The organism is Nostoc sp. DSM 114167 (assembly GCF_052692655.1).
This window is the reverse complement of sequence record NZ_CP195116.1, coordinates 5,201,145-5,225,215: the sequence shown is the minus strand read 5'-3', so window position 1 is coordinate 5,225,215 and position 24,071 is coordinate 5,201,145. Positions and strand designations below refer to the sequence as shown.

Sequence of the window (24,071 nt, the reverse complement as noted above, 5' to 3'; positions counted from 1 at the left end):
TCCATTTGTAACTTGAGCAGCCTGAGAGATTAGCACTCTGGCGCTGTGAGTGCTAAATTGTCTAATGGAAGCGCTGGAGAAATGAAACATGGCGAAAATTATTGCATTTGACGAGGAATCGCGGCGATCTCTAGAAAGGGGTGTTAACGCCCTTGCCGATGCCGTAAAAATCACCTTGGGGCCCAAAGGTCGCAATGTCCTTTTAGAGAAAAAATTTGGCGCACCTCAAATTGTCAACGATGGTATCACTGTTGCCAAGGAAATTGAATTAGAAGATCCTTTGGAAAATACTGGTGCAAGACTCATCCAGGAAGTGGCCTCAAAAACTAAAGATGTCGCTGGAGATGGGACAACCACCGCCACAGTTTTAGCACAAGCCTTAATTAAAGAAGGTTTGAAGAACGTCGCCGCAGGTAGTAACCCTGTGAGCTTGAGACGCGGGATCGACAAAACTATTGAGGCATTAGTAGAAGAAATTGCCAAAATAGCCAAGCCAGTAGAAGGAAGTGCGATCGCTCAAGTTGCCACTGTCTCTGCTGGTAACGATGAAGAAGTTGGTCAAATGTTAGCCCAAGCAATGGAAAAAGTCACCAAAGATGGTGTAATTACCGTTGAAGAATCAAAATCCCTGACAACTGAATTAGAAGTAGTTGAGGGGATGCAGATTGACAGAGGTTATATTTCTCCCTACTTCGTCACCAACAATGAACGGCAAATCGTCGAATTTGAAAACGCCCGGATTTTGATTACTGACAAAAAAATCAGCAGTATCCAAGATTTAGTGCCTGTGTTGGAAAAAGTTGCCCGTTCTGGTCAGCCGTTGCTAATTATCGCTGAAGATGTCGAAGGTGATGCTTTAGCAACTTTGGTGGTGAACAAAGCGCGGGGTGTACTAGCCGTGGCAGGGATTAAAGCACCTGGATTTGGCGATCGCCGCAAAGCTTTGTTAGAAGATATTGCGATTCTCACTGATGGACAGTTGATTTCGGAAGAAATCGGTTTAAGCTTGGATACCGCTTCTCTAGAAGCATTGGGAACTGCCCGCAAAATCACCATTGACAAAGAAAACACCACAATTGTTGCTGGTAGTGTCACCAAGCCAGAAGTACAAAAGCGGATTGGTCAAATTCGCAGACAGTTGGAAGAAACTGATTCTGAGTACGATAAAGAAAAACTTCAAGAACGCATCGCCAAGCTTGCTGGCGGCGTGGCAGTGATTAAAGTGGGTGCGGCAACCGAAACCGAACTCAAAGACCGTAAACTGCGGATTGAAGACGCGCTCAACGCGACTAAAGCTGCTGTAGAAGAAGGTATTGTTCCTGGTGGTGGAACAACCTTAATTCACTTAGCTAAGGCGGTAGCAGCGATTAAAAACACCCTAGAAAATGACGAAGAAAGAATTGGGGCTGATATTGTCGAACGAGCGCTAGAAGCCCCCTTGCGCCAAATAGCAGATAACGCTGGTGCTGAAGGTTCTGTGATCGTCTCTAGAGTCCGCGAGAGCGACATCAACATTGGCTATAACGCCGCTACTGGCGAATTTGAAGACTTGATTGCTGCTGGTATTATCGACCCTGCCAAAGTTGTACGTTCAGCTTTGCAAAACGCTGGTTCCATTGCTGGTTTGGTCTTAACCACCGAAGCGATCGTTGTTGAAAAGCCAGAGAAGAAATCTGCTGCTCCTGCCCCTGATATGGGCGGCATGGGTGGCATGGGCGGTATGGGTGGCATGGGCGGCATGGGTATGTTCTAATTTCTGCTGACCCAGATAAATATTTTTTAAACAGTTTGTCTTGCCAAGGCAAACTGTTTTTTTGTAGCATTGCTGATTCAAAGGCAATATGTTATACCAATTCGTAATTCGTAATTCGTCAGATTCAATCTGAGTGACGATCAAATTAGCAACCTAAATAATTACACAATTTAGAAATTACCATCTTTATATTAATTTTTGTGAAATAACGTGTAAGTTATTCTTATGTCCTTTGTTATTTACTAATGACAAATGACAAATGACAAATGACTATTAGGTAATATTGCATGGCACGAAAACTACGTCGCCTTCCTAAAATACTCACCAAGCTGTATGAAGACGAGTTCCATCACCAACCAGGGACTATACCTGGAACTATTTTTATTGATGCAGATGCTCCACCGCCAATAATTTTTTTGATTGACTATAACCAAACCAATTTCATCCGCGAACAAATAGAAACTCCAGAGGAGTGTGTCTCTTATCTGGAAGCGGAATCGGTTTCTTGGGTAGACGTACAAGGTTTAGGTAGTCAAGATATATTACAACGATTGGGTAAGGTTTTTAAGTTACATCCTCTAGTTTTAGAAGATGTAGTCAATGTACCGGAGCGTCCCAAAACAGAGGATTATGAAGAGCAATTACTTTTCATTGCTCGGATGGTAGTACCAAAGGAAAGAATATGTGGTTTTTATAGCGAGCAAGTGAGTTTGATATTAGGAAAAAATTATTTACTGACAGTGCAAGAGGAACCAGAACATGATTGCTTTGAAGCGGTGCGATCGCGAATTGAAAAAAATAAAGGTATCATCCGTAAACAGGGAGCAGATTATTTAGCTTATGCTCTATTAGATGCAATTATTGATGGCTTTTTCCCAGTGCTGGAGCTTTATGGCGAGCGAATCGAAGAGTTAGAGGAGGAAGTAATAGTTAAACCTACTCCCCAAACACTGCAAAATATTTATCAAATTAGACGAGAATTACTGCAACTACGTCGTGCTATCTGGCCCCAGCGGGATGCAATTAATTCCTTAATTCGAGATGCTCCCGATTTGATTTGTGAAGAAGTGCGAATCTACCTGCGAGATTGTTATGACCATACAGTGCAAGTGATGGATATGGTAGAAACTTACCGAGAACTATCATCTGGATTAATGGATGTGTACCTTTCGGCAGTAAGTAATAAAATGAATGAAATCATGAAGGTGCTAACGATAGTTTCAACAATTTTTATTCCCCTGACTTTTGTGGCCGGAATATATGGTATGAATTTCAATACTGAAAAATCACCATATAATATGCCTGAGTTGAATTGGTATTGGGGTTATCCCCTTTGCTGGGCACTAATGTTAGCGATCGCAGTTAGTTTGCTATTCTTTTTTTGGCGAAGAGGCTGGCTACAAAATTCTGTAGTAATCAAGCGCAATTAAAAATTGTAAATTAGCGATGAGTCAAATATATATTCATTAGCACCGGGAGTTAAAATTTTTGAGTTATGAGGAGTAGCGACCAAAATTTAGTAGTTTTGACGATTTATATTATCGGTGTTTCTTATGTTTTCAACCGCATGATTGAATCCATCGATGACCAAGTGAAATTTGAGTTTAAAAAAGGAATCGTTGACGAACAACTCAAAGAACAAAATCTCGACGATAAAATTGGAATTTCCTTTAAACTCAAATCCTCATACCCAATTGACGATTTGAAAGATTTAGGAATTAGTATCGAAAATAAATCGGATAATGTTGCCCTATATGTTGACTGGGATAACAGTTCTTTAGTTGTTGAACATAGTAAGCAATCGCGCCGCGTAATTCGGAAATCACCAGACTTAACCCGCGACTTAGCAGTACCCCAAAGTCCTAGCCTGATTGCCCCCAGGAAAACACTTTCTGAAACAGTGACAGCAGAAGATGTTTTCCAGCGCGATCAAGTAGCTGGAACCTATTTAGCAAAAAAACCACTAATTGATATCAATGGGCTACAAAAAGGGCAAAAAAAGTTGTACAACGACTTTTTTAACAGAAAAAAAGAGTTGGATTTTTCTCTGCAATTAGTGCTGAGGATATCTGAAGTGCGTTTAGGTCTAGCCCCAGGTCGTGATTTTCCTCCCATTAGCATTATTAATTGTCCTTTCACAGTCAGGAAACTACCTTGGACTTACGCTCTACCTTGGAATAAAAAAAAGTAATGCCTGTCAACCCCTTGTGTTAACCGGGTACACTGGATTTAAGGAGAGAGTAGGCGCAGGCGGTTGCAGATCGGTCATAGTTACTGGTTTGAGGAAAGTCCGGACTCCCGAAAGACCAAACTTGCTGGATAACGTCCAGTGCGAGCGATCGTGAGGATAGTGCCACAGAAAGATACCGCCAGGACAATTAAAAATTAAAAATTAAAAATGTAAAATGAGTAATTTTTAATTTTTAATTTTACATTTTTAATTGATCTGGTAAGGGTGCAAAGGTGCGGTAAGAGCGCACCAGCAGTATCGAGAGGTGCTGGCTCGGTAAACCCCGGTTGGGAGCAAGGCGATAGGAACTACGGTTGGTCTTTTACCAGTTCCGCTCAACGAGAGCCGCTTGAGGCGTTTGGTAACAAACGTCCCAGATAGATAACTGCCCTCGCAAGAGAACAGAACCCGGCTTATGTCCTGCTCTCTCCCCTTTAATGGAGTATGAACCTTTCACGGTTTGTACTCTATTATTTTTTGTACGGGTTTTGGGCGTAAGCGTACCCTTCGGGAAGCAAGCTACGCGTAGCGTCTCGTAGAGAAGCTCGTCGTAGACATCGCTAATTCATCATCTAAAGCATTTAAAGCATTCCCAATATCTCTAATGCTGTATCCAAATGCCATTTAACGCGATAGAGTCCAAACAGCTTCTCTTGACTGTATCGTGCTGGATACTCTAGTTTCCTCCCCTCCATCGTTACCTTGAGCAATGCTGACTGCTCAGGTGTAGGTGTTCCCATAGCCTCTAGCGTTGCTTCTAACGCTTGTACTTGAGAAAGCATAGGAGACTTCAATCCTTTATTTTCTGACACTTGCTTGCAGGCTATAACAGGAAAAGTCAGGAGTGCGTTAATGTAGGATGCCTTATCCGCAGGGTTTCCTATTGCTTGGATGCCATACTGTATCAGACATAAATCGCGTAACGCTCTCAAGCTTTTAACTTCTAATTCTGTGCGCGTAAACATAAAATAGAGTTACCTCTTGTAAAAGTGGAAATCGGTGGGCAACAAGTTTCTCAGGCTAAAATGCCCATCGATTTAACATTCTCCACTGATATACACGTGGAGAAGAAAATTATTTGTATTTCTATACAATGTCTAAAAATAAAGGTAATCCAGATAACTTAAAGCCATTCACCACAGACAGAGAGCGACCACTAACTGAATATCTACATTTGCGTGTCACCAAGGAAATGAAGGAAGAAGTAAAAGCTAAAGACGATCCTCCTGAGTTTTGCCGTCAAGCTATTCAAGAGAAGCTAGATAGAGAGAAGTAGCGAAAAGTTGTTAAAGTGATAGTCCAAGAACTTTAGAGATATAAGATAGATAGCTAGTTACCTTCCCCTGCCCCCTGCCCCCTTTCCCCTTCCCCCTGCCCCCTTCCCCCGATCGCGTAATGCCCCTTGCCTATCCACGCCGTCAACGGCAACTTGAAAGTTTAGTCCAAAAATTTGGTTTGTCGCTAGAAGCACCTATAAAGTGGGAACTGCTGGATTTAGCGCTAACTCATCCCACTGTCTCTGATTCGGCAAATTATGAACAACTGGAGTTTGTTGGCGATGCAGTGGTGCGGTTGGTGTCGGCTGTTGTATTATGGGAAAATTATCCCGATTGTTCAGTAGGGGATTTTGCGGCAATTCGTTCGGTGTTGGTGAGCGATCGCATTCTCGCCCAATTAGCCAGAGTTTATGGTTTGGAGTTATACTTACTAGTCGCTGGTAGTGCTACCGCCGATAAAGTTGGTCTAGAGTCACGACTGGCAGATGCTTTTGAAGCAGTTTTGGGTGCGCTTTACTTAAGTACTCAAAATCTGGAATTGATTCGCTCTTGGCTAGATCCCCACTTTCACCAACTAGCCACAGAAATTCGCCTCGATCCTGCCAGACTAAATTACAAAGCTGCTCTCCAAGAATGGACTCAGGCGCAATTTAAAGTTTTACCAGAGTATCGGGTTGTAGAAGTTACTCAACCGCACCGCAATCAAGAACGTTTCCTGGCTGAAGTGTGGCTGCACGGAAACAAACTCGGAGAAGGTAAGGGGCGATCGATCAAAACCGCCGAACAAGCCGCAGCTAAAGTAGCTTTTTTAGCAATTCCCAATCCGCAAATACCCTGAGCTTAAAAGAAGGGTGATTAGTCGATAATCAGTTGATTGTCAGTGGTCATTTGTCCCTCGTCCTTTGTATACAAATAACTAATGACAAATGACAAATACTTCTCTACGAGAGGCTGCGCCAACGGCTTTGCTCAGTACAAGTGACAAATGACAAATACTTCGGCTTCGCTCAGTACAAGTGACAAATGACAAACCAAATTAAAATTGCTGTTATCGGAGTTGGGCGTTGGGGAGTGCATCTGTTGCGGAATTTTTTAGCACATCCTCAAGTAAATGTAGTTGCTGTAGTAGACCCTCATCCAGAACGATTAGCAGCAGTAAAGCAGCAGTTTAACTTAGGCGGAAATGTACTATTAACAACCCAGTGGCAGAATTTAAAGACAGTGCCAGGGTTGACAGCAGTGGCGATCGCTACTCCTGCTACCACCCACTATGCTTTAATTAAAGATGCTCTCCAACAGGGATATCATGTTTTGGCAGAAAAACCCCTAACTCTTGATCCCGCAGAATGTCGGGAACTTTGCCAGTTGGCAGAGCAGCATAATTTAATACTCATGGTTGACCATACCTATTTATTTCACCCAGCAGTTGAGCAAGGAAAAACTGTAGTACAAGCGGGGAAATTAGGTGATTTACGCTATGGCTATGCCACCCGCACCCATTTAGGGCCTGTCCGGCAAGATGTTGATGCACTGTGGGATTTAGCTATTCACGATATTGCTATTTTTAACGCTTGGCTGGGTGAAATTCCTGTGCAAGTACAAGCAACGGGTACTGTGTGGCTACAGGGAGCAGGGGAGCAGGGGAGCAGGGGAGCAGTGGGGCAGAGGAGCAGGGGGGCAGGGGAGCAGGGGAGCAGGGGAGTAGAGGTGAGTCCATATACAGAGTCTGTGCCTCAAGGTTTGGCCGATCTAGTATGGCTGACACTCACATACCCAGATGGCTTTCAAGCTTATATTCATTTGTGCTGGCTGAATCCTGATAAACAGCGACGGCTGGGGATTGTGGGTAGTCTTGGTAGCTTGATTTTTGATGAAATGTCAATATCATCACCCCTAACCCTGCTACATGGTGAGTTTGAACAGCAGGGGAATCAATTTATTCCTGTGAATCAAAGGCAGATAGTGCTGGAATTAGAGCCAGGAGAACCATTGGAGCGGGTTTGCTCCTCCTTTGTTGTCTCAATTCTTAACAATACTCCCTCAGAGATTTCGTCTGGCTGGGTAGGCACTGAGTTAGTAGAAATTCTTGCTGCTCTAACATTATCTCTTAATCAAGGCGGTAAACCTGTTTTTTTGAGCGATCGCATCGTCAAGGAGTAAAAGTCTTAGGAGTAGTTATGAATATGGACTTTTGACTAAATTACTTCTTGAAAGTCCCATTTGCACAAACTCCTCCTTTTGGAAGACTTACCAAGATAGTTTGCAGGGGTGAAAGACGAATCTCGCAAGTCTCATTTCCAAATAGCAACTGGGACTTCGGGAGCTTCTCTTTGTCTAGCTCTACTTTTACAGATTTGTTGATCCCCAAAGAGGAACTTCCCCCAGATTCCTGTAGGCTGGGATAGCGGCTTGCTTTTACTGGCTCATTCCCAGAGGAGAACCCAAGATCCCCGACATTTGCTTCTTTATTTGGAACAGCTAACAGCGAGATATCAATCAAAGGTAAGGTAATTTTCAGTGTCGTACCTTGATGAAGTCCCGCACTCTCAAGAGTAATAGTGCCTCCCATGAGTTCGATTAAGTTTCGTGAAATCGCTAGTCCCAGTCCAGTACCTTCAAACTGGCGTGTGGTAGTGCCATTCACCATTACAAAGGGGCGAAATAGTTTATGCTGTTGAGTCGGATCGATACCTATACCTGTATCTTTGACAGCTACTACCACCTGAGATTTACCATTAGTAGATTGGATTTCTGTTGAAATGGTGATGCTTCCGGTGTCGGTGAACTTGGTGGCGTTGCCGATAACATTAATCAGCACTTGCTTTAGTTTTCCCGCGTCTGCCTTAATTGGTATCACTTTGGAAGTTAACTCACATTTCAATTGCAAGCCCTTTTGTTGGACATTAACTGATTGTAAATTAATTACCTCTAACAATAGTTGTCGGAGGTCAATTGGTGTGGAAACAACTGAAAGCTTACCTGCTTCGATTTTAGAAATGTCGAGCAAATCATTAATAATACCTAACAAGTGAATTGTTGTTTCATCGGCGCGTTTGAGAAACTCCATTTCTTCTTCCCGGTCATCACATAAACCTTCTTCAACCAGGCGAATACAGTTAATAATAATATTTAATGGGTTTCTCAATTCATGGGAAGTCGTAGCCAAAAACTGGCTTTTAATTTGGTTAGCGCTTTTTGCTTCTTTCCAAGCTATTTCTAATTCTTCCGAGCCAGCTTTCAGCCGTTTTACCATTTGGTCTAATGCTTGGGCTAGTTGATTGAATTCCCGAATTTGAAAATTGTGCGGAACTGGTTGTGCGGCATGGTGAGAGTGAATATTGAGAGCGTAGTCTCGTAATTCTTCTACAGGACGTGCCAAGTAAGGAGCTAAATATAGAGATGCTAACAAACTTGCACCAATCAAACCGACTGTCAAAACGATCAGAATTAATTTGATTTCCTCTAAACCAAAAAGTGCATTATCGACGCTAGTAACAGCTAAAACTATCCATTTTTGCTGCTGCTGTTGGGTGAGTGGATTTGGAATTGCTGTATAACCAGCGACTAATTCTTTTCCTTCGGTAAAAGAGAAATTTATCGAATCGTTTTGTCCCGTAATTGCATTTTTAATTATGCTTTTGATTTGGGAAGCATGAGGGTGCTGATTGATATTAGTTCCCACCCAATCTGTCAATGGGTGTGCCAAAATTGTGCCATCTTCAGCAATCACTACCATAGCGCCTGTGAGCGATCCCGGCGGATTTTTGGTTTGTTGGGATAATGCAGACTGAATACTTAAGCTGTAAACTGAATTTTTTCGGCTATCAAAGACTGGTGCAGATAAAACTAGTTGCAGCTGCTGATTTTGTGTGTTTCTTTTTCCAGTCGTTCCTGCTTTTGGCGGTAAGATTGCTTTGACATCAATTCCCTCACTAGGGAAAGGTAATCTCAATTCGCCAATTTCTCGCTCCCCACAGCTACTGGCAATTATTTTGTGGCTTTGGAGATTTGTTAATTGGATGCACTCAATACTAGCTGGAAGTTGTTGCCTTAACTGCGTGAGAAATTCTTGCTCTTGTATAGGCGAATCCGATGGAATAACCGTTGTTTTGCTTACACTCTGCAAATTAGCTTTTAAGATTGCGATCGCATCACCAATTCTCTCTCCTTTACTGATAGCGCTTTCTGTTAAGTTTTGCCGTGCAGTTCTCAATATACTAGTACGTGCCTTATTCAAGGCAACAATTTCGCCTACTAGTAAAACTGGAACAAACAGCAGCAATATTCTTGTTACTAAAATTCGACGGAAGGAAGATTGGCGGGAATTAGTCATCAAGTGTCTCACTTTGCACCTGCAATCTACAACACCAAAGATATGCAATTAAACTAGCTAGATGAGACATTTTCTTAAATTATCAGAATTTTATTTTCAATGTTTAAAAATAACAAATTGCTATAATTCAAAAAGAAACGTGGTATACCAAAACTCGTATATGCTAGATGTAGAAGCGATTTGTGTTGCATATCAATACAATGGTGAAATATAAAACAGTAGGTTGCAGGTATGGTTTAAAGAGAATCTACATACGACTAAAGTAAATATTAAAACTATCAAATCAATTTAATGTTGCAACATCGTCCTCATACTACAGTTGTTTTAGCAATGAGTGCAGATGGCAAGATAGCAGATTTTAAGCGATCGCCTGCTAGGTTTGGCTCAAAGGTTGATAAAGCGCACTTAGAAAAACAAATTGCTGCCTCTGATGCCGTTTTGTTCGGTGCTAGGACTCTGGATGCTTATGGAACAACACTTACTTTAACCGATCCAACTCTAGTGCAACTCCGGGCGCAAGCAGGGAAGCCTCAGCAACCAGTTCATATAGTGATTACAAACTCTGCAAACCTTAATCCGGAAATTCACTTTTTTAAGCAACCAGTTAGACGCTGGCTACTCACCACAACAGCAGGGGAATTTTCGTGGAAAGAACGCTTACAGACACTTCACTCAACTCTGGGAATCGGAGTACAGGAGTACCCTTCAGAATTTGAGAAGATTTTGGTTTTTGAAACACCAACGCAAGAAATTGACATTCTCGCAGCTTTGAAGTGTCTAACCACTCTACATATAACACGCTTGGCGATCTTGGGTGGAGGTGAATTAGTCGCTTCTTTGGTGAAATTAGACTTAATTGATGAATTATGGCTAACTGTCTGTCCACTGATTTTAGGTGGTAATACTGCACCTACACCCGTTGAAGGGAAAGGATTTTTACCTGATTTGGCTCCCAAGTTACAACTTATAGAAGTTCATACAGTTGAGCAAGAAGTGTTTTTGCACTATCGCCTGCAACGACCAGCAGATTAGATTACGCTAAGTTAAGTTATTTATTGGGGATAGGGCGTTAGGAGTGCTGAGTGCTGAGTTAGGAGTTAGGAGTTAAGAGTTAAGAGTTATGAGTTAAGAGTTAGGAGTTTTGTTTATCTCCTTGTCCCCTAACTCCCTCACTCCCTCACTCCCTGCTCCCCTGCTCCCCTGCTCCCCTGCTCCCCTGCTCCCCTACTCCTCTACTCCCCTGCTCCCCTGCTCCCTACTCCCTACTCCTCTAAGATGGTGGAACAACTTAAGCCTCGCTATTCTGTCATTTGGACGAACAAAATTGCTGAAGTACCCCAAAATGCTTGGAATGCTTTGGCAATGCCACTCAAAACGCCATTTTTAGAATGGGAATGGCTGAATAATCTCGAAACTTCCCAGAGTGTTACGGCTAAAACTGGTTGGTTGCCAAATCATTTGACATTGTGGCGAGATAAAACGCTGATTGCGGCTGCGCCACTTTATCTTAAAGGACATAGTTCTGGTGAATTTGTTTTCGATCACCAATGGGCAGAGTTAGCCGATCGCATCGGAGTCCAATATTACCCAAAATTGCTGGGAATGACACCATTTACCCCAGCAGAAGGTTATCGCTTCTTAATTGCCCCAGGAGAAGACGAGGATGAAATCACAGCGCTGATGGTGCATGAAATTGACACTTTTTGCTCCAAAAATCGGATTTCTGGGTGTCATTTTCTCTACGTCGATCCCCAATGGCGTCCAATGCTGGAACGGCATGGCTTTACAACTTGGCTGCACCACAGCTATATCTGGGAAAATGCTGGCTTTAAAACTTTTGATGATTACTTGAAAGTTTTCAATGCGAATCAGCGCCGTAATATCAAGCGGGAACGCAAAGCTGTAGAAAAAGCAGGTTTAAGATTGCAACCTCTAAGCGGGGATCAAATTCCTCAGTCTTTGTTTCCCTTGATGTACGAATTCTATGCTGACACCTGTGATAAGTTTGGCTGGTGGGGTAGCAAGTATCTCACGCGGAGATTTTTTGAGCAGCTACACACCGATTATCGCCATCGAGTCTTGTTTGTTGGCGCATATAGCGAAGAAGATGATTCTCATCCTTTAGGAATGTCCTTTTGTTTATTTAAAGGTGACAAACTCTATGGACGCTATTGGGGGAGTTTTCAAGAAATAGATTGCTTACATTTTGATGCTTGTTATTATGCACCGATTGAGTGGGCGATCGCTAACAATATCCAAATTTTTGATCCTGGCGCGGGCGGGCGTCACAAAAAACGCCGTGGTTTCCCCGCTATGCCCAATCACAGTTTGCACCGCTTTTACAATAATCGTTTAGGACAAATTATTCGTCCCTATATTAAGGAAGTGAATCAACTCGAACAGCAGCAGATTGAAGCAATTAATGCAGAGTTGCCATTTAGTGAGAAAAATGGTTGAGGAAAAGCAACTACTCGATAATCAACACAGCGTTGATGTTGTAAATAAGTTCAAGAAAATATTTATGAATCGTGATGAGTTGATTAAAAGATATGCTGCTGGAGAACGTAACTTCGCTCTAGTTAAATTTTCCGATCCTGGCTTGGACGGGATTGACCTGAGTGGCACTGACTTGACTGGGAATAATATGGAGGAGTTCTATCTTGCTCGTGCTATTTTGAAGGCAGTTAGTTTGGTTAATGCCAAATTGTTTGAAGCCTGCCTGGATGGTACTGATCTGACCGAAGCCGATCTTAGAGGAGCTGACTTGCGACGTGCTCGTCTCGATGTTGCTAACCTGACTAATGCCGACCTTAGACAAGCGAGATTCCACAAAACTCGTTTCTATAGGGCTAATTTGATAGGGGCTAACTTGAGCGGAACTGATTTAGGGGGATGCGACTTCTGGGAAGCTAACTTGACTGGAGCCAATTTGGAAGGATCTAATCTGCATCGCACTACTTTTCGTAACACCATCATGCCAGATGGCACTATTCGGAATAGTTGAGTCTAATTCTCTAATTTTATTTTAAGTAAAAGGGATCAAAAATATCTGAAAGATATGAAGAAGACTAAGGAGGATAGGAATTACACTTGATATAGAGTGTAAAAACCCTGAAAAAAGAAAATTTCTTTTTATAATGCTTATGGATTTAATAGTTGAAGATTTAGCCGCAATTGATGATAAACTTTCCCAGCGTCATATTGACCTCGATCCCGGTGGATATTTCATTATTTACTTGGATCGAGACGCGGGGTTAATTTATGCCAAGCATTTTACAAATGTGATTGACGATCGCGGTTTAGCTGTCGATCCTGAAACGGGAAAGGTTATTCCAGCGCGAGAAAAGGTAGAACGAACTCATACAACAGTTTTTAGCGCCAGAACGGCGAAAGAACTTTGCGTGAAGATTTTTGAAGAAACTCAGCCCCCTCCTGTAACTCAATTAGATCATGCAGCTTATTTAGGTCGAGAATTTGTCCGGGCTGAGGTAGCTTTAGTTACAGGTCAAGAGTATGTTCAAGATTAAAGTTAGGAGTGAGGAGTTAAAAGTTAAGAGTTAGAAATTCATAACTCCTAACTCCTAACTCCTAACTCTCAACTCCACTCCTAACTCTGCCATTACCCATTAGAAGAGGGCTGATTTATCTGATAGATATAGTAAGTTGCCATTGGGATAACGGTGGCGGCAATTAACAATCCTACAACCCAAGCAGTAGCGTTGCCTTGGTTGGTTTCTTCTGCTTTCTTGAAAGTGCCTCCAACCTGCACATTGTCAGTTATTTGGGGTGGCCCTGGATCGGTTTTGCCAGAGAGAACGGCGACAAGGCGATCGCTTGCATCAAGAAATGCCTGATTATATTTGTCACCATTGCGTAACGGCACACTTACTGTTTCAGTAGCTATACTCTCGGCAATAGAGTCAGTAAGCAAAGGCTTGACTTGATCCCCAGTAATAATGGCAGTACCATTGGTAACTGTATCAAGAACCAACAAAGTTTGATTAGCTTGGGCTGCTTTTGTCGGAAACCATTTTTCAAACAGTTCTTTAGTAAAGCTTTCTGGTGTTTCGCCATAGTCGAGTCGGCGAACAGTAACAATTCTGACTTCCTTATCTGTTTGCTTTGCCAAATCCTTAAAAGCACTGCTAATCTTGCCTTCATTCAGACGGCTGATGACTTCACCTCGATCTAAAACCCAGGTGTCATTCCCTGCTGTCAGACTGGGTATTTGATACACACCTGTGGCTGAAGCAGGTGTGGCAAACAGCGAGGCTGCGAAAATAATCGTCACCAAAGGTAGAATTAGCCGGATGAGGTGTTTTTGACTGCTAAAAACTTGTTTGAGGAGCTGTTTCATCGTGTAATCCCTAAGACAGACTTGCACCAAAAATACTACAGAAACACTGCAAAAATCACCTCGTTCCCGATTTTCTTCAGTGTAAAATTTCTGATATTCCCAGCAAATATGTATATTGTACGGGATTTTTGATTACACAAACTTGTCCTGAGGGCGGTTGCAAGCATTAACCTGACGCTAAACCCCCTTACTAGTCACAAGAAATACCGCCCATTTTGGGAATTAACCCAAATACTGAGGGCGGAATTTGCAAACCATCTAGAAATCATATCGCATGATTCATATTTTGGTTCAACAACGGCATATTTTTTCATATCTGCGAGTAGCTTTTCTTAACGTACTCATTAGATATCTGAGTAAAAAAGAATGTCAAGACGTTATACTGCTAAGTCTCTACAAGGGTTCTGGACAATGCATATTTAGTTTCTAGAGATGTCTATGTGATGGTTTATATCTGCATTTTTCTGATATTTTAGCTAAATCAATATCATATATACATGACTATACTTTTAACTAACGACGATGGCATTGATGCCCCTGGTATCCAAGCGCTGCTCAAAGCTGTAAACGGCAGAAATTCTATTATCGCTGCTCCTGCCGATCATCAGTCTGGCTGTGGACATCAAGTTACTACTACTCGTGCTATCAACCTCCAGCGACGTTCTGAGACTGAGTATGCGATCGCAGGTACTCCTGCTGATTGCGTGAGAATTGCTTTAACACAAATTGCCGCAGATGTCAAATTTGTACTTTCAGGCATCAACGCTGGGGGCAATTTGGGAGTCGATGCCTATATTTCTGGCACAGTGGCCGCCGTGCGGGAAGCCGCGATGCACGGTATTCCCGGAGTTGCCATTTCCCACTATCGTAAAGCCAAGCTGAATTTTGATTGGGATCTAGCTGCCAAATTCACAGCTGAAGTTTTAGCGGATTTACTCAAGCGTCCCCTAGAACCAGGAAGCTTCTGGAATGTGAATCTGCCGCATCTGCAACCAGGAGAACCACATCCTGAGATGGTATTTTGCCAAGCCTGTACCAAACCTTTGCCTGTGAACTATCGAATTGAAGGCGATAATTTTTATTATGTAGGAGAATATAGCAAACGCGATCGCACTCCTGGTAGCGATGTAGATGTATGTTTTTCTGGTAATATCGCCGTCACCCAGTTAAGAGTTTGACATCAGCCATCAGTTCATAGTTAACTGTTACCAACTTTTAGTGGATATTGAGGAGAGCTTGTAGGGCTATTAATTAATCTTATGGGTAAGCTAATCGTCATTCATTTTTCCAGACTGATTCGCTTGTAGTAAGGGCTTCAGCCCTGGTGTTATGCAACTTAAATGCTCATTAGCTTATGTGGTGCGATCGCGATCGAAATTTTCAAGGATTTGAAATCTGGTAAAGTTTCAGTGGTACTGAACACTAATTTCAAAAAAAAGGAGAAATTTATGCAGTTTCTCAAAATTGTTTTTGTTGCGCTCGTATTGATGGTGAATCTGCTAATTGCTCAACCCTCTTGGGCAGGTAAGGATTTCACTAAGGGGGCTGACTATGCTGAGGTAACTCAGGCACTCAATCAACTTCTAACTGTAAAGAATACACCTGAGCAAGCTGGCTATACACCTGAGCAATTCCAGCAGCGACTAGCACAATTGCAGTTTCAGAAAAATGTCATAGAAACAGCTAGAAAGCGGGCGCAGTGCCGCAATGAAACTGGAAGGACTTTGGCTGTCTATGCCAATAAACCAAAAAAAATTCCAACCCAACTTTACTTTTTGGGTGCAGGAACAATCACCGATGATGATTGGGATTGCGATGGTATTTACTTACCCGCAGGTTCTCAAGTGGTTTTAGGCCCAAACGCTCAACCACAACAACTGACTCAACCCATCGCCGTTAAGTTTGTCGATGGTACACAGTCTCTTGCTAGAACCAATCCAGCCACTGGTGCAATTGAATTGAATGTTGAACCTGCGAAAGTATTCAAGGCGGGTGAGAGTACTTGGTTGCTTCCTAATTTTTCCCAAGCAGATATCGATACGCAAATTCCCACCCCACAACTCATTGACTAATCTTATCTAGATTATTCAACTTTTATGCGGTAAGGCATTAAGCCTTACGCCTTTCTTGCCAATCAACATAGAAAAAGAGAATTGCTTGCATTACCTCAAGTTATTAGTGTCGGTGATGGGTTTTTATGTTTGAACAACCTGAAGATTTACGATTTTATGTCCAACAATTAGCTACCGAAGCTTTACAAAAATCACAACCATCGGCATGGTTTGAAGTGTTATATACCGAAGCTAAAGGTGATACAGCAAAAATTCCTTGGGCAAAGTTAGCTCCTCACCCTTATCTACAAGATTGGTTGACAAATCGTCAACCGTTCGCTTCTGGGCAAAAAGCGCTAGTCATTGGTTGTGGTTTAGGAGATGATGCCGAAGCTTTAGCCGATCAAGGGTTTGAAGTAACTGCCTTTGATATTTCACCAACAGCGATCGCTTGGTGTAAGCAGCGATTTCCAGATTCGACTGTCAACTATATAGTTGCAGATTTGTTAGCGATTCCCTCACAATGGCATCAAGCTTATGACTTTGTTTTTGAATGTCGTAATATTCAAGCTTTGCCTTTGAATGTGCGTTCTTGGGTTATTTCTTCAGTTACCTCTGTTGTTGCTCTCGGTGGCACACTTTTGCTGATTACTCATATTCGAGACATAGAAGCCAAACCCTCTGGCCCACCTTGGCCATTATCAGACTCAGAATTAGCACAGTTTGAAAGTTTGGGATTACAGCCAGTAGAAAAACTTGAGTTTTTAGAATCTGAGTTTGACGTTAAGCAAGTGCGGATTGAATATCAAAGGCATAAATAATTCTTTGACAGATGTATTGCCTTTCAGTTCTCTTGGATAATCTACTGGTTTGTAACTCCCAGTGATAACCTTGGAAAACAACTGCGCCTGCTGCAAAAATATGGTTATCCAGCAAAAAAGTAAGAGAAGGCAATGGTGACAGTGCTGCAACAGGCATTGTTATGCAGAGATCCGTAAACTACGCTCTTGAGTTTTCCGATCTTCGAGACGCTACTGGCGTTCGCTTGTCTTTGAGAACTAAGGGCGATCGCTTTTCAGATATACTCTCGAATTTTTCCCTAATTACTTCCAAGGGTGAATACAAAGTATCCTCCAGCCCAGAAACTTTCTTTGACGAAATTCCCCACCCCCTACCATCTTCGATGGTGACCCCATCCGTGGAACCCTCCTCCAAATCCGAAGTGGAACCCTCTTCCAAATCCGAAGTTGATGCCATAACTAGGATAGGGCGACACATAGATGGGATAAGGGTTGTAGATGTAAACAGGAGAAGGCGCTACGGTGTAAGCATCATCATCACAAATCTGAGTAGTATGTTGCACAATTGTTTTAGGTACAACATTCTCTTGCCCAGCATAAGGTAGATTCAAATAACCATCTTGAAAACCACGAGCGAATTCGCCTCCCGCACTCCGAGGTTTATAAGCTTCTCTGTTCCGAGCGCTTTGTTGTCCTTCTCGAAAACCATTTGTATAAGCATTGGGGTGGTTAGCCGCCGATGTGAGTACCCTATTATCAATAACAGGATGACAGTAAACAACCCTATCAGCTTTAGCGGCTTGGGGAAAAAGTAAAGACGTTGAGCCAGCGATTAAGCTGAATAAAGTAGCAACAACTATTTTCTTCACAGCTTTTAACCTCATTTATGCTTAATACTTTAAGCCCTTTAACTATAATTATAAAACCTGAATTATCAGGTGAGATCGGCCAAAAATCATAAATCCTTTGTCAACACCCCTGCCTTGATGCTAGGGGATTCTAGCCTAAAGTCTTAGGAATACCACGACGCAATAGAGCTTGGATGTTGTTGTTTTAGAAATATAAGCGATCGCCTGACTGCATATCTCCTTCAACAGCAGGTTAGGTAGTTGATTATTATTGGTCTTAATAGTTATTATTCTGGTTTACCGAACAGAGAAATTAGAGTAAACCGTAATTTCATTTTAAGTCTAATTAAGTGCGGTAATCATCATTTAATTAGGTGATGATAACCGAATTTACACAAGTTGTAACCATATTTATTATGAATACATAAGCACAAAGGCAAGTGCAAAAACGATTAAACAATAGCTGAATTGTTCCGAGAAAGAGTTATGGTACTAGTTCGTTACAACCCCTGGCAAGAATTGAACGCTTTAGAACGTCACATCAACGGCTTATTGGGAGATACCAAAGTCCCGTCTGCACGGTTGGAAAAAGGCTTTATCAAAGTTCCGGCTGCTGAAATTCAAGAAACTGAAGATGCGATTCATCTCAAGCTAGAACTGCCAGGACTGGAAGCTAAAGATTTAGATATTCAAGTCACCCAAGACGCAGTTCACATTAGCGGTGAGCGCAAATCCCAAACTCAAACCCAAGACAAGGGTATTACCAAGAGTGAATTTTACTATGGCAAATTCCAACGTGTAATTCCTCTATCTGCTAGGGTTCAAAATACCAATGTTACCGCAGATTATAAAGACGGTATCTTGAATTTGACACTGCCTAAAACCGAGCAAGAAAAGAACAAAGTCGTCAAGGTTAATTTAGAACAACCTGCTGCATAAGTGCGAAACTTCTCACCTCCAATAATTGATTGAGATAACTAAAAGCCCAGTTATAAATACTGGGCTTTTTTGTATGCAATCTCTACTTTAAGGCGCTGTTCGGTGTCGCTCTGAGAGTTTCATCAAGACGATCCCTGATTTTTGATTTGTTTAGATGTAGCTTCCATAAAGTCGATAAAAACTTTTATGAGCTTATGAATTCCCTCACTACCTCCTGCAATTAAACCTCCTGTCAGCAATGCATCTAAACAACGAAAAATAATTACTTGTATGGGATTATCTAAATCAATAACTACAAGTGGTTCGATTGAGCGAATACCTATTGCGCTCATTAAAAGACCGAATAAAAGAGATGTCCATAGAGCAATTATTCGTGTATCAGATTTATAGGCTGTTCTTTGGCGCTCTTTTTCATGTATATCATCCATTTGTGGCTGGAAAAGTTTTAATGAATTTTGTTGATTTTGTGTAAAATTTTGGATTATTTGCTGTTCTAAACTCATTCCTTCTGGTGGAAGTCCACTGATTTGATTTGATTCCAAAGAAGGAAATTGTTGCTGTTGTCCTTCCATAAGTTTTATTTTCTCAGAGATGAGAGCCTTTTCTTGCTGAATACTAATATCTAATTGTTCGACGAATGGGCCACGCCAAGTAGTTATAAAAACTTCTAAAGAACGCTCTAACAACAAAGAAATAAATAATTGTAATGTGAGTAGCTGGACAATATCATTAGCTCCAAATGGTTTTAAAATGAATGGTTTTGATGATAACCAAGTTGACAAAGTTACTATTATAAAACTAATAATGATTAATACAATAAATAGAGGAGATTCGGGAGAAAGCTTTCGCAACGTATCTATACTCCTGTTTCGCATCACAATATTTAACACAGCCTGGAGGTGAAAACTACACCTGCTGAGTAACTTAACAACGTTAATTTGATAGAACAGTAAATAATTTATGACTCGTCCCTTATTTCTAAAAGTGTGATGAGTCGCGCCGTTGTGGGAGCAGAAAGCATTCTAGTGCTACTGTGCATAGGACGACGCTAGAGCAAGTAGCAACCGTAGCACCAACTAAAAACCCCTCCAAGGTGTTGGAGGGGTGAAAGTAATTTTTGCGAATGAGATGGTAATTAGGGGGAGACAGCAGCTTTTCCTGCTCGGTTACGCATTTTTTTGTCAAAGCAACCAGATGATAGTACAGCATTTTATAAATCCATTACGAACCTCTGCAAGTCTGTACTTAGTAAGATAAATCGTTAGTGCTGTCGTCTGATGTCAACTGCAACTCGACAGCGTTTAGATAACCTTTATCATTCAAAGCTTTTTGTGTTGGTAACTTTTTAGCGTTAACAGCAGTCTTAACCACATTTAATGCAGTCAGGTTTCCTGTTTGGGATTGAGATACCAAAGCGCTACTGCTAAGACCACCCTGTGCTTTCAGATTACCTCGATAAGCTAGAAATACAGCATCAAAGGGTTTGAGGTAGTTGACGTTAGATGAATTGTTAGAATTGATAGCTATAGGTTCGCCACTATTGCTAGTAGCTATTTGAGTGCCACCGATTCGAGGCAATAAAGCAATAGAAGTAACAATGAGTACAGAATCAATCAAGATAGAGAGTTTCATCGGATTATCCTTAGTTATAGTAAAGTGCAATGAGTGTTCTTGAGTAATAGAGTCTTATTTTTTATTTGTCTTAACTTCCTGCACCCAGTTCACCTGAACGGTTGATTTGCTCCTCACCCATTTGGGTGATTGCATCCGACGATTCATTCAAAGTTGCTAAGACCCATCATCTGATAAGCAAGAACAGCAGTATCAAAGGTTTTGAGGCAATTGATATCTGTGGAATCGTTGCGTAAAGTATTAGATTTGACAGCGGTGTTGATTGATGTGCCATTTTTGCGATGAGTAGCTATTTGAGTCCTAGCGATTCTAGGCAGGACACTAGAATCAACAATGTGTGCAAAATTAAGCCAAGGAAAGAGTTTCATCATTGATGCTGTGTTGGTTAATAAATCGAGAGCTAAGTTCAGGACAAACTTGAACAGATATATATTTAACTGAGGTTATTTAAAAATTTATGCAACGCTGTTACTCAGTTGTAGATATAGCCCAACTGAGGCATCGTATTTTTAAGCTATCTCTTCAACAGCAGATTTATTGATTTAGTCTGATTGAATTTAATTTGTCTATTCGGGTTTACCGAACAGGCAAATTAAAGCAAACCGTAAAAATTTTTCTATCTAATTTGGTGCGGTAATCATCAATTAGTTGGTGTCAAAAACCGAATTTACAGCGGCTTTAACTCTGCATAATATGAATATGTAAGCACAAGTTGAAGTGCAAAATTTATTAAATAATATTAACTGATGCGAGGAAGGGGTATGACACTAGTTCGTTGGAATCCTTGGAGAGAAATTGACACTCTACAACACCAAATCAATAGTTTATTTGAAGATACCAGACTACCATCTGCATTGTTTGACAAAGGCTTAAGCAAAGTTCCGGCTGCTGAAATTCAAGAAACTGAAGATGCGATTCATCTGAAGATAGAACTGCCAGGAATAGAAGCTAAAGACCTGGATGTGCAAGTCACAGAAAATGCTGTTTACGTTAGCGGTGAGCGGAAGTCAGAAACGAAAACAGAGGAAAAAGGTGTTACCAGAAGTGAGTTTCATTACGGTAAATTTCAACGCGTAATTCCTCTATCGGCTCGGATTCAAAACACTAACGTTACGGCAGATTATAAAGATGGCATCTTGAATCTAACACTGCCTAAAACTGAGCAAGAAAAGAACAAAGTTTTCAAGGTTAATTTGGAACAATCTGCTAATTAATAATCTGCTTGCGATGTCTACGATGGTCACTGAGCTTGCCGTTGGCGCAGCCTCTCGTAGAGAAGTGCGGACTATGACGCTCGAAGACTCGCTAACGCTTCGCTATTGGCGTCGCAGTACTTTAACGTGAGTTCGATGAACCTCTCCCGGACAGCCTCCTTCTTTGAAACCCAAAGGGAAGAGCAACGAAAAATTAAGCTTTTTGCTCCCCTCTCCGACACGGAGAGGGGTTGGGGGAGAGGTTAAATAAGACTTGTCGAATTCACGTTACTTTACCTGTAATGATTGATTGAAATGATTAAGAGCTTGGTCATTTACATGACCAAGCTTTTTTATTAGCATTTTAGTGTTGAAAAAAATACTAAAGACTTTCGATATTTTTAAGCACCTCTGCGGCTGACTGATATCGTTGAGTGAAGTCGAAATGTACCATTTTATTTAAAATCATCACTAACTCGTCTGTAGCGTCAGTGAATTCGCGCCAATGTTGCCAAATCTGTTGATTAGCATCAGCTTGGCTTTGGATGATTATTGCACCAGTATTTGTGTCTCTACGAAACTCTCTGGGTTCTACGCCAGTTAAGCCTTGTATTCCCATAATTCCCAAGGCATAAATATCACTGTTGAGTTTTGGCAACCCGCTCATTTGTTCCGAAGGTGCATAATTAGGAGTGCCAATTGAAATTGTTTGAGCTTCTTGCTGCTGAGGTTGAATCTGCTTAACAGCGCCAAAGTCAATTAAAACAATGTGCCCATCTGATTCTCGCCTAATTAAGTTACTAGGTTTGATATCTCGATGGATTACGCCATAGCTGTGAACAAAAACTAGTACATTTAAAACTTCTTTGAGTATCTCCAAAATTTCAGCTTGTTTTAGTCGCTTTCCAGCAGTTAACTCTTTATCCATAGCGTGCCCTCGAACAAATTCTTGTACTAAAGAGAATTGCCGATTTTCTTCAAAAAAAGCTAGCAGTTGGGGAATTTGTGAGTGCTTACCCAAAGTTTCTAAAATTTCTGCTTCCGCGTCGAATAAACGTCTGACAACATTTAAATATTCTGCATCTTGGCGGGGAGGTCGCAACTGTTTAACCACACACTGCGGATTACCGGGACGCTGGATATCGTCAGCTAAATAAGTATTGCTAAATCCTCCAGAACCCAAGGGTTGAGTAATTTTGTAGCGGTTATTTAGTACCGTTCCTAGTGTAATTTCTTGCCCGATGGAATCAACAATTACTGTTGGCGCTTCATTTGAGGCGTTGCCACGCTGCCGTAAAAGATTTTGCAATTCTATAATTAATTGTTGGTGTTCTTGAACCCGTTGGGTAATTTCTTTTTGCTCTTGCTGGGTTTGATAAGCATTATAGGCAAGGACACTGGCGGCGGTAAATACTAACCCCAACGCCGGAGGTATGACTGGGAACCATGCAGCTTGGGTAAAAATGACAAAATTGGCTCCAAATAATACTGCTAGGGCTGTTACTGCTGCCAATCCTAAGCCTAGCGGATGTTGAATTCGCCATACCAGCAACCCACCAACTACAGTCCATCCCCATATCCAAAGGACTTTACCCCACTCAGGCAAAAACCAAAATAGAGGTTGTTTGTTCAGAACAGCACTGAGAATTTGACTAACGCTGTGGGCATGAATTTCAATTCCGGCCATTTTGCCAGAATTATCTGATTTCCCGCTAGTAAAGGGCGTATTAAAAATATCATTTAAACTGTTAGCTGTTGAACCAATCAAAACGATGCGGTCTTTAACTAAATCTGGTTTAATTTGATTTGCAAGTACTTCTGTAATAGTTACCTGCTGGGCAACCTGATGACCAGAACGGTAATTAAGCAGGATTTGGTAGCCATTGGTATCTGCTTTTTCATAGCCGCCAGCGTTACTTTGCAGAGGTTTAAATACAGTATTACGTAGTTGTAGTTCTTTTTTGGGGGTAAATTCTAGTTGGATGCCTCCAACTTCTAAATATTTGAGCGCTAGTTGTAAGCTAAAAGAATAGGTACTTTGACAAGAATCAGACTCCTCTGCACTTACTAATAAGAGATTGCGGCGAATTGTGGCATCAGTATCTTCTACGACATCATTAAATCCTACTCGCTCTGCTTCAACGCCTTTTGGGGGTGCTACTCCCGGATTATTAGAACCCGAATGTTTACAAATGGGAATGATGATATCGCTCTGTTGGAGGCGTTGCAGTAGCTTGTCATGACCAGGCGGTACTGGTAAGTCACGAAAAATATCTAGACCAATGACTCGCGGTTGATATTCTTCAAGTTTGCCTAATAGTCGGTCTAGAAGTTCGCTAGACAAGGGCCAATTCCATTTTTGGATATCTTTTTCACTTAAAGCAACAATCAATAAACGGGTGTCTGGGCCTGGGTCGGCACGTAATTGCGTCATTTGGTCGTAGACTTTCATTTCTAGAGGCTCAAAAACCCCCAGTTTTTGAATTCCTACTAACAGAAGTGTTGCGATCGCACTTGAAAGAATAACTGGCTGTCTAAATAAACTTTTAAAAGTTACAACCATTTTCTTAAATAGATTTTACTTTAAAATATACGTATATTTTTGGATTAATTTTTAATATCGAAATTATTCTACGCAATTTGCAACTTTTCAAAAAA

At 41.5% G+C, this 24,071-nt stretch carries 23 protein-coding genes and 1 other RNA gene; 16 read left to right on the top strand and 8 right to left on the bottom strand.

The features are described from left to right. Nucleotides 1-88: 88 nt before the first annotated feature. The 4 genes from groL to rnpB all read left to right on the top strand — a co-directional run bounded on the left by groL (nt 89) and on the right by rnpB (nt 4,414). Complete coding sequence (gene groL / locus NSTC731_RS22330; RefSeq protein WP_445626839.1) at nt 89-1,753, top strand: chaperonin GroEL; 1,665 nt, start codon at nt 89-91, stop codon at nt 1,751-1,753. A gap of 287 nt (nt 1,754-2,040) precedes the next feature. Next, nucleotides 2,041-3,183, top strand: a complete 1,143-nt coding sequence (corA, locus tag NSTC731_RS22325; RefSeq protein ID WP_445626838.1) for a magnesium/cobalt transporter CorA — start codon at nt 2,041-2,043, stop codon at nt 3,181-3,183. Nucleotides 3,184-3,248: 65 nt separating this feature from the next. Then, the gene (locus NSTC731_RS22320; RefSeq protein WP_445626837.1) at nt 3,249-3,944 is read left to right on the top strand and encodes a hypothetical protein; all 696 of its coding nucleotides are present in this window, start codon (nt 3,249-3,251) and stop codon (nt 3,942-3,944) included. A 46-nt stretch (nt 3,945-3,990) separates the two neighbouring features. Next, nucleotides 3,991-4,414: RNase P RNA component class A (rnpB, locus tag NSTC731_RS22315), an RNA gene on the top strand. A gap of 150 nt (nt 4,415-4,564) precedes the next feature. On the opposite strand, the gene NSTC731_RS22310 is transcribed toward rnpB, so the two are convergent. Beyond that, a complete protein-coding gene (locus tag NSTC731_RS22310) occupies nt 4,565-4,948 on the bottom strand; it encodes a hypothetical protein (protein WP_445626836.1) in 384 nt (127 codons plus the stop codon). Between the two features lie 128 nt (nt 4,949-5,076). On the opposite strand from NSTC731_RS22310, the gene NSTC731_RS22305 reads away from it, so the two are divergent. The 3 genes from NSTC731_RS22305 (at nt 5,077) to NSTC731_RS22295 (ending at nt 7,420) form a co-directional block, all read left to right on the top strand. Further along, the gene (locus NSTC731_RS22305; RefSeq protein WP_099104126.1) at nt 5,077-5,259 is read left to right on the top strand and encodes a hypothetical protein; all 183 of its coding nucleotides are present in this window, start codon (nt 5,077-5,079) and stop codon (nt 5,257-5,259) included. 119 nt (nt 5,260-5,378) lie between these two features. After that, nucleotides 5,379-6,098, top strand: a complete 720-nt coding sequence (gene rnc / locus NSTC731_RS22300) for a ribonuclease III (RefSeq protein WP_445626835.1) — start codon at nt 5,379-5,381, stop codon at nt 6,096-6,098. Nucleotides 6,099-6,283: 185 nt separating this feature from the next. After that, nucleotides 6,284-7,420 (top strand): Gfo/Idh/MocA family protein, encoded by a 1,137-nt coding sequence (locus NSTC731_RS22295; protein ID WP_445626834.1) that lies wholly within the window; start codon nt 6,284-6,286, stop codon nt 7,418-7,420. A 40-nt stretch (nt 7,421-7,460) separates the two neighbouring features. On the opposite strand, the gene NSTC731_RS22290 is transcribed toward NSTC731_RS22295, so the two are convergent. Then, a complete protein-coding gene (locus tag NSTC731_RS22290) occupies nt 7,461-9,593 on the bottom strand; it encodes an ATP-binding protein (RefSeq protein ID WP_445626833.1) in 2,133 nt (710 codons plus the stop codon). Nucleotides 9,594-9,884: 291 nt separating this feature from the next. On the opposite strand from NSTC731_RS22290, the gene NSTC731_RS22285 reads away from it, so the two are divergent. From NSTC731_RS22285 to NSTC731_RS22270, 4 genes are all read left to right on the top strand, one after another. Beyond that, nucleotides 9,885-10,625: a RibD family protein gene (locus NSTC731_RS22285; protein WP_445626832.1), complete on the top strand. Its 741-nt coding sequence runs from the start codon at nt 9,885-9,887 to the stop codon at nt 10,623-10,625. A gap of 243 nt (nt 10,626-10,868) precedes the next feature. Then, a complete protein-coding gene (locus tag NSTC731_RS22280) occupies nt 10,869-12,050 on the top strand; it encodes a GNAT family N-acetyltransferase (protein WP_445626831.1) in 1,182 nt (393 codons plus the stop codon). Further along, nucleotides 12,043-12,597 (top strand): pentapeptide repeat-containing protein, encoded by a 555-nt coding sequence (locus NSTC731_RS22275; protein WP_445626830.1) that lies wholly within the window; start codon nt 12,043-12,045, stop codon nt 12,595-12,597. The genes NSTC731_RS22280 and NSTC731_RS22275 overlap by 8 nt, the downstream gene beginning before the upstream one ends. A 139-nt stretch (nt 12,598-12,736) precedes the next feature. Then, nucleotides 12,737-13,120 carry a DUF4346 domain-containing protein gene (locus tag NSTC731_RS22270; protein ID WP_292873130.1) on the top strand — a complete coding sequence of 128 codons (384 nt, stop codon included), beginning with the start codon at nt 12,737-12,739 and terminating at the stop codon, nt 13,118-13,120. 92 nt (nt 13,121-13,212) lie between these two features. Here the strand turns inward: NSTC731_RS22270 and psb32 are convergent, their stop codons facing one another. Further along, a complete protein-coding gene (gene psb32 / locus NSTC731_RS22265; RefSeq protein WP_445626829.1) occupies nt 13,213-13,950 on the bottom strand; it encodes a photosystem II repair protein Psb32 in 738 nt (245 codons plus the stop codon). 497 nt (nt 13,951-14,447) lie between these two features. Here psb32 and surE point away from each other — a divergent pair, with 497 nt between their 5' ends. From surE to NSTC731_RS22250, 3 genes are all read left to right on the top strand, one after another. Then, on the top strand, nt 14,448-15,128 hold the full coding sequence (gene surE / locus NSTC731_RS22260; RefSeq protein WP_445626828.1) for a 5'/3'-nucleotidase SurE: 681 nt from the start codon (nt 14,448-14,450) through the stop codon (nt 15,126-15,128). Between the two features lie 270 nt (nt 15,129-15,398). After that, nucleotides 15,399-16,022 carry a hypothetical protein gene (locus tag NSTC731_RS22255; protein WP_445632145.1) on the top strand — a complete coding sequence of 208 codons (624 nt, stop codon included), beginning with the start codon at nt 15,399-15,401 and terminating at the stop codon, nt 16,020-16,022. A 125-nt stretch (nt 16,023-16,147) separates the two neighbouring features. Then, nucleotides 16,148-16,822 carry a class I SAM-dependent methyltransferase gene (locus tag NSTC731_RS22250; RefSeq protein WP_445626827.1) on the top strand — a complete coding sequence of 225 codons (675 nt, stop codon included), beginning with the start codon at nt 16,148-16,150 and terminating at the stop codon, nt 16,820-16,822. Between the two features lie 350 nt (nt 16,823-17,172). Here NSTC731_RS22250 and NSTC731_RS22245 read toward each other — a convergent pair whose 3' ends face one another. After that, complete coding sequence (locus NSTC731_RS22245) at nt 17,173-17,670, bottom strand: hypothetical protein (protein ID WP_445626826.1); 498 nt, start codon at nt 17,668-17,670, stop codon at nt 17,173-17,175. Nucleotides 17,671-18,135: 465 nt separating this feature from the next. On the opposite strand from NSTC731_RS22245, the gene NSTC731_RS22240 reads away from it, so the two are divergent. Then, on the top strand, nt 18,136-18,588 hold the full coding sequence (locus NSTC731_RS22240) for an Hsp20/alpha crystallin family protein (protein WP_445626825.1): 453 nt from the start codon (nt 18,136-18,138) through the stop codon (nt 18,586-18,588). Between the two features lie 122 nt (nt 18,589-18,710). On the opposite strand, the gene NSTC731_RS22235 is transcribed toward NSTC731_RS22240, so the two are convergent. The 3 genes from NSTC731_RS22235 to NSTC731_RS22225 form a co-directional block, all read right to left on the bottom strand. Then, nucleotides 18,711-19,439 (bottom strand): hypothetical protein, encoded by a 729-nt coding sequence (locus NSTC731_RS22235; protein ID WP_445626824.1) that lies wholly within the window; start codon nt 19,437-19,439, stop codon nt 18,711-18,713. Nucleotides 19,440-19,833: 394 nt separating this feature from the next. Then, the gene (locus tag NSTC731_RS22230; protein WP_445626823.1) at nt 19,834-20,220 is read right to left on the bottom strand and encodes a hypothetical protein; all 387 of its coding nucleotides are present in this window, start codon (nt 20,218-20,220) and stop codon (nt 19,834-19,836) included. A 143-nt stretch (nt 20,221-20,363) separates the two neighbouring features. Next, a complete protein-coding gene (locus NSTC731_RS22225) occupies nt 20,364-20,591 on the bottom strand; it encodes a hypothetical protein (protein WP_445626822.1) in 228 nt (75 codons plus the stop codon). Nucleotides 20,592-20,981: 390 nt separating this feature from the next. On the opposite strand from NSTC731_RS22225, the gene NSTC731_RS22220 reads away from it, so the two are divergent. Beyond that, entirely contained in the window at nt 20,982-21,434 is a 453-nt protein-coding gene (locus tag NSTC731_RS22220) for an Hsp20/alpha crystallin family protein (protein ID WP_445626821.1), read from the top strand. A 361-nt stretch (nt 21,435-21,795) separates the two neighbouring features. On the opposite strand, the gene NSTC731_RS22215 is transcribed toward NSTC731_RS22220, so the two are convergent. Continuing rightward, nucleotides 21,796-23,976, bottom strand: a complete 2,181-nt coding sequence (locus tag NSTC731_RS22215; protein WP_445626820.1) for a CHASE2 domain-containing protein — start codon at nt 23,974-23,976, stop codon at nt 21,796-21,798. Nucleotides 23,977-24,071: the final 95 nt, after the last annotated feature.

Bases quoted from the DNA above. Each gene is read 5' to 3' on its own strand.
- groL (WP_445626839.1), top strand. From the start codon at position 89: ATGGCGAAAATTATTGCATTTGACGAGGAATCGCGGCGATCTCTAGAA.
- corA (WP_445626838.1), top strand. From the start codon at position 2,041: ATGGCACGAAAACTACGTCGCCTTCCTAAAATACTCACCAAGCTGTAT.
- NSTC731_RS22320 (WP_445626837.1), top strand. From the start codon at position 3,249: ATGAGGAGTAGCGACCAAAATTTAGTAGTTTTGACGATTTATATTATC.
- NSTC731_RS22310 (WP_445626836.1), bottom strand. From the start codon at position 4,948: ATGTTTACGCGCACAGAATTAGAAGTTAAAAGCTTGAGAGCGTTACGC.
- NSTC731_RS22305 (WP_099104126.1), top strand. From the start codon at position 5,077: ATGTCTAAAAATAAAGGTAATCCAGATAACTTAAAGCCATTCACCACA.
- rnc (WP_445626835.1), top strand. From the start codon at position 5,379: ATGCCCCTTGCCTATCCACGCCGTCAACGGCAACTTGAAAGTTTAGTC.
- NSTC731_RS22295 (WP_445626834.1), top strand. From the start codon at position 6,284: ATGACAAACCAAATTAAAATTGCTGTTATCGGAGTTGGGCGTTGGGGA.
- NSTC731_RS22290 (WP_445626833.1), bottom strand. From the start codon at position 9,593: ATGACTAATTCCCGCCAATCTTCCTTCCGTCGAATTTTAGTAACAAGA.
- NSTC731_RS22285 (WP_445626832.1), top strand. From the start codon at position 9,885: ATGTTGCAACATCGTCCTCATACTACAGTTGTTTTAGCAATGAGTGCA.
- NSTC731_RS22280 (WP_445626831.1), top strand. From the start codon at position 10,869: ATGGTGGAACAACTTAAGCCTCGCTATTCTGTCATTTGGACGAACAAA.
- NSTC731_RS22275 (WP_445626830.1), top strand. From the start codon at position 12,043: ATGGTTGAGGAAAAGCAACTACTCGATAATCAACACAGCGTTGATGTT.
- NSTC731_RS22270 (WP_292873130.1), top strand. From the start codon at position 12,737: ATGGATTTAATAGTTGAAGATTTAGCCGCAATTGATGATAAACTTTCC.
- psb32 (WP_445626829.1), bottom strand. From the start codon at position 13,950: ATGAAACAGCTCCTCAAACAAGTTTTTAGCAGTCAAAAACACCTCATC.
- surE (WP_445626828.1), top strand. From the start codon at position 14,448: ATGACTATACTTTTAACTAACGACGATGGCATTGATGCCCCTGGTATC.
- NSTC731_RS22255 (WP_445632145.1), top strand. From the start codon at position 15,399: ATGCAGTTTCTCAAAATTGTTTTTGTTGCGCTCGTATTGATGGTGAAT.
- NSTC731_RS22250 (WP_445626827.1), top strand. From the start codon at position 16,148: ATGTTTGAACAACCTGAAGATTTACGATTTTATGTCCAACAATTAGCT.
- NSTC731_RS22240 (WP_445626825.1), top strand. From the start codon at position 18,136: ATGGTACTAGTTCGTTACAACCCCTGGCAAGAATTGAACGCTTTAGAA.
- NSTC731_RS22230 (WP_445626823.1), bottom strand. From the start codon at position 20,220: ATGAAACTCTCTATCTTGATTGATTCTGTACTCATTGTTACTTCTATT.
- NSTC731_RS22225 (WP_445626822.1), bottom strand. From the start codon at position 20,591: ATGATGAAACTCTTTCCTTGGCTTAATTTTGCACACATTGTTGATTCT.
- NSTC731_RS22220 (WP_445626821.1), top strand. From the start codon at position 20,982: ATGACACTAGTTCGTTGGAATCCTTGGAGAGAAATTGACACTCTACAA.
- NSTC731_RS22215 (WP_445626820.1), bottom strand. From the start codon at position 23,976: ATGGTTGTAACTTTTAAAAGTTTATTTAGACAGCCAGTTATTCTTTCA.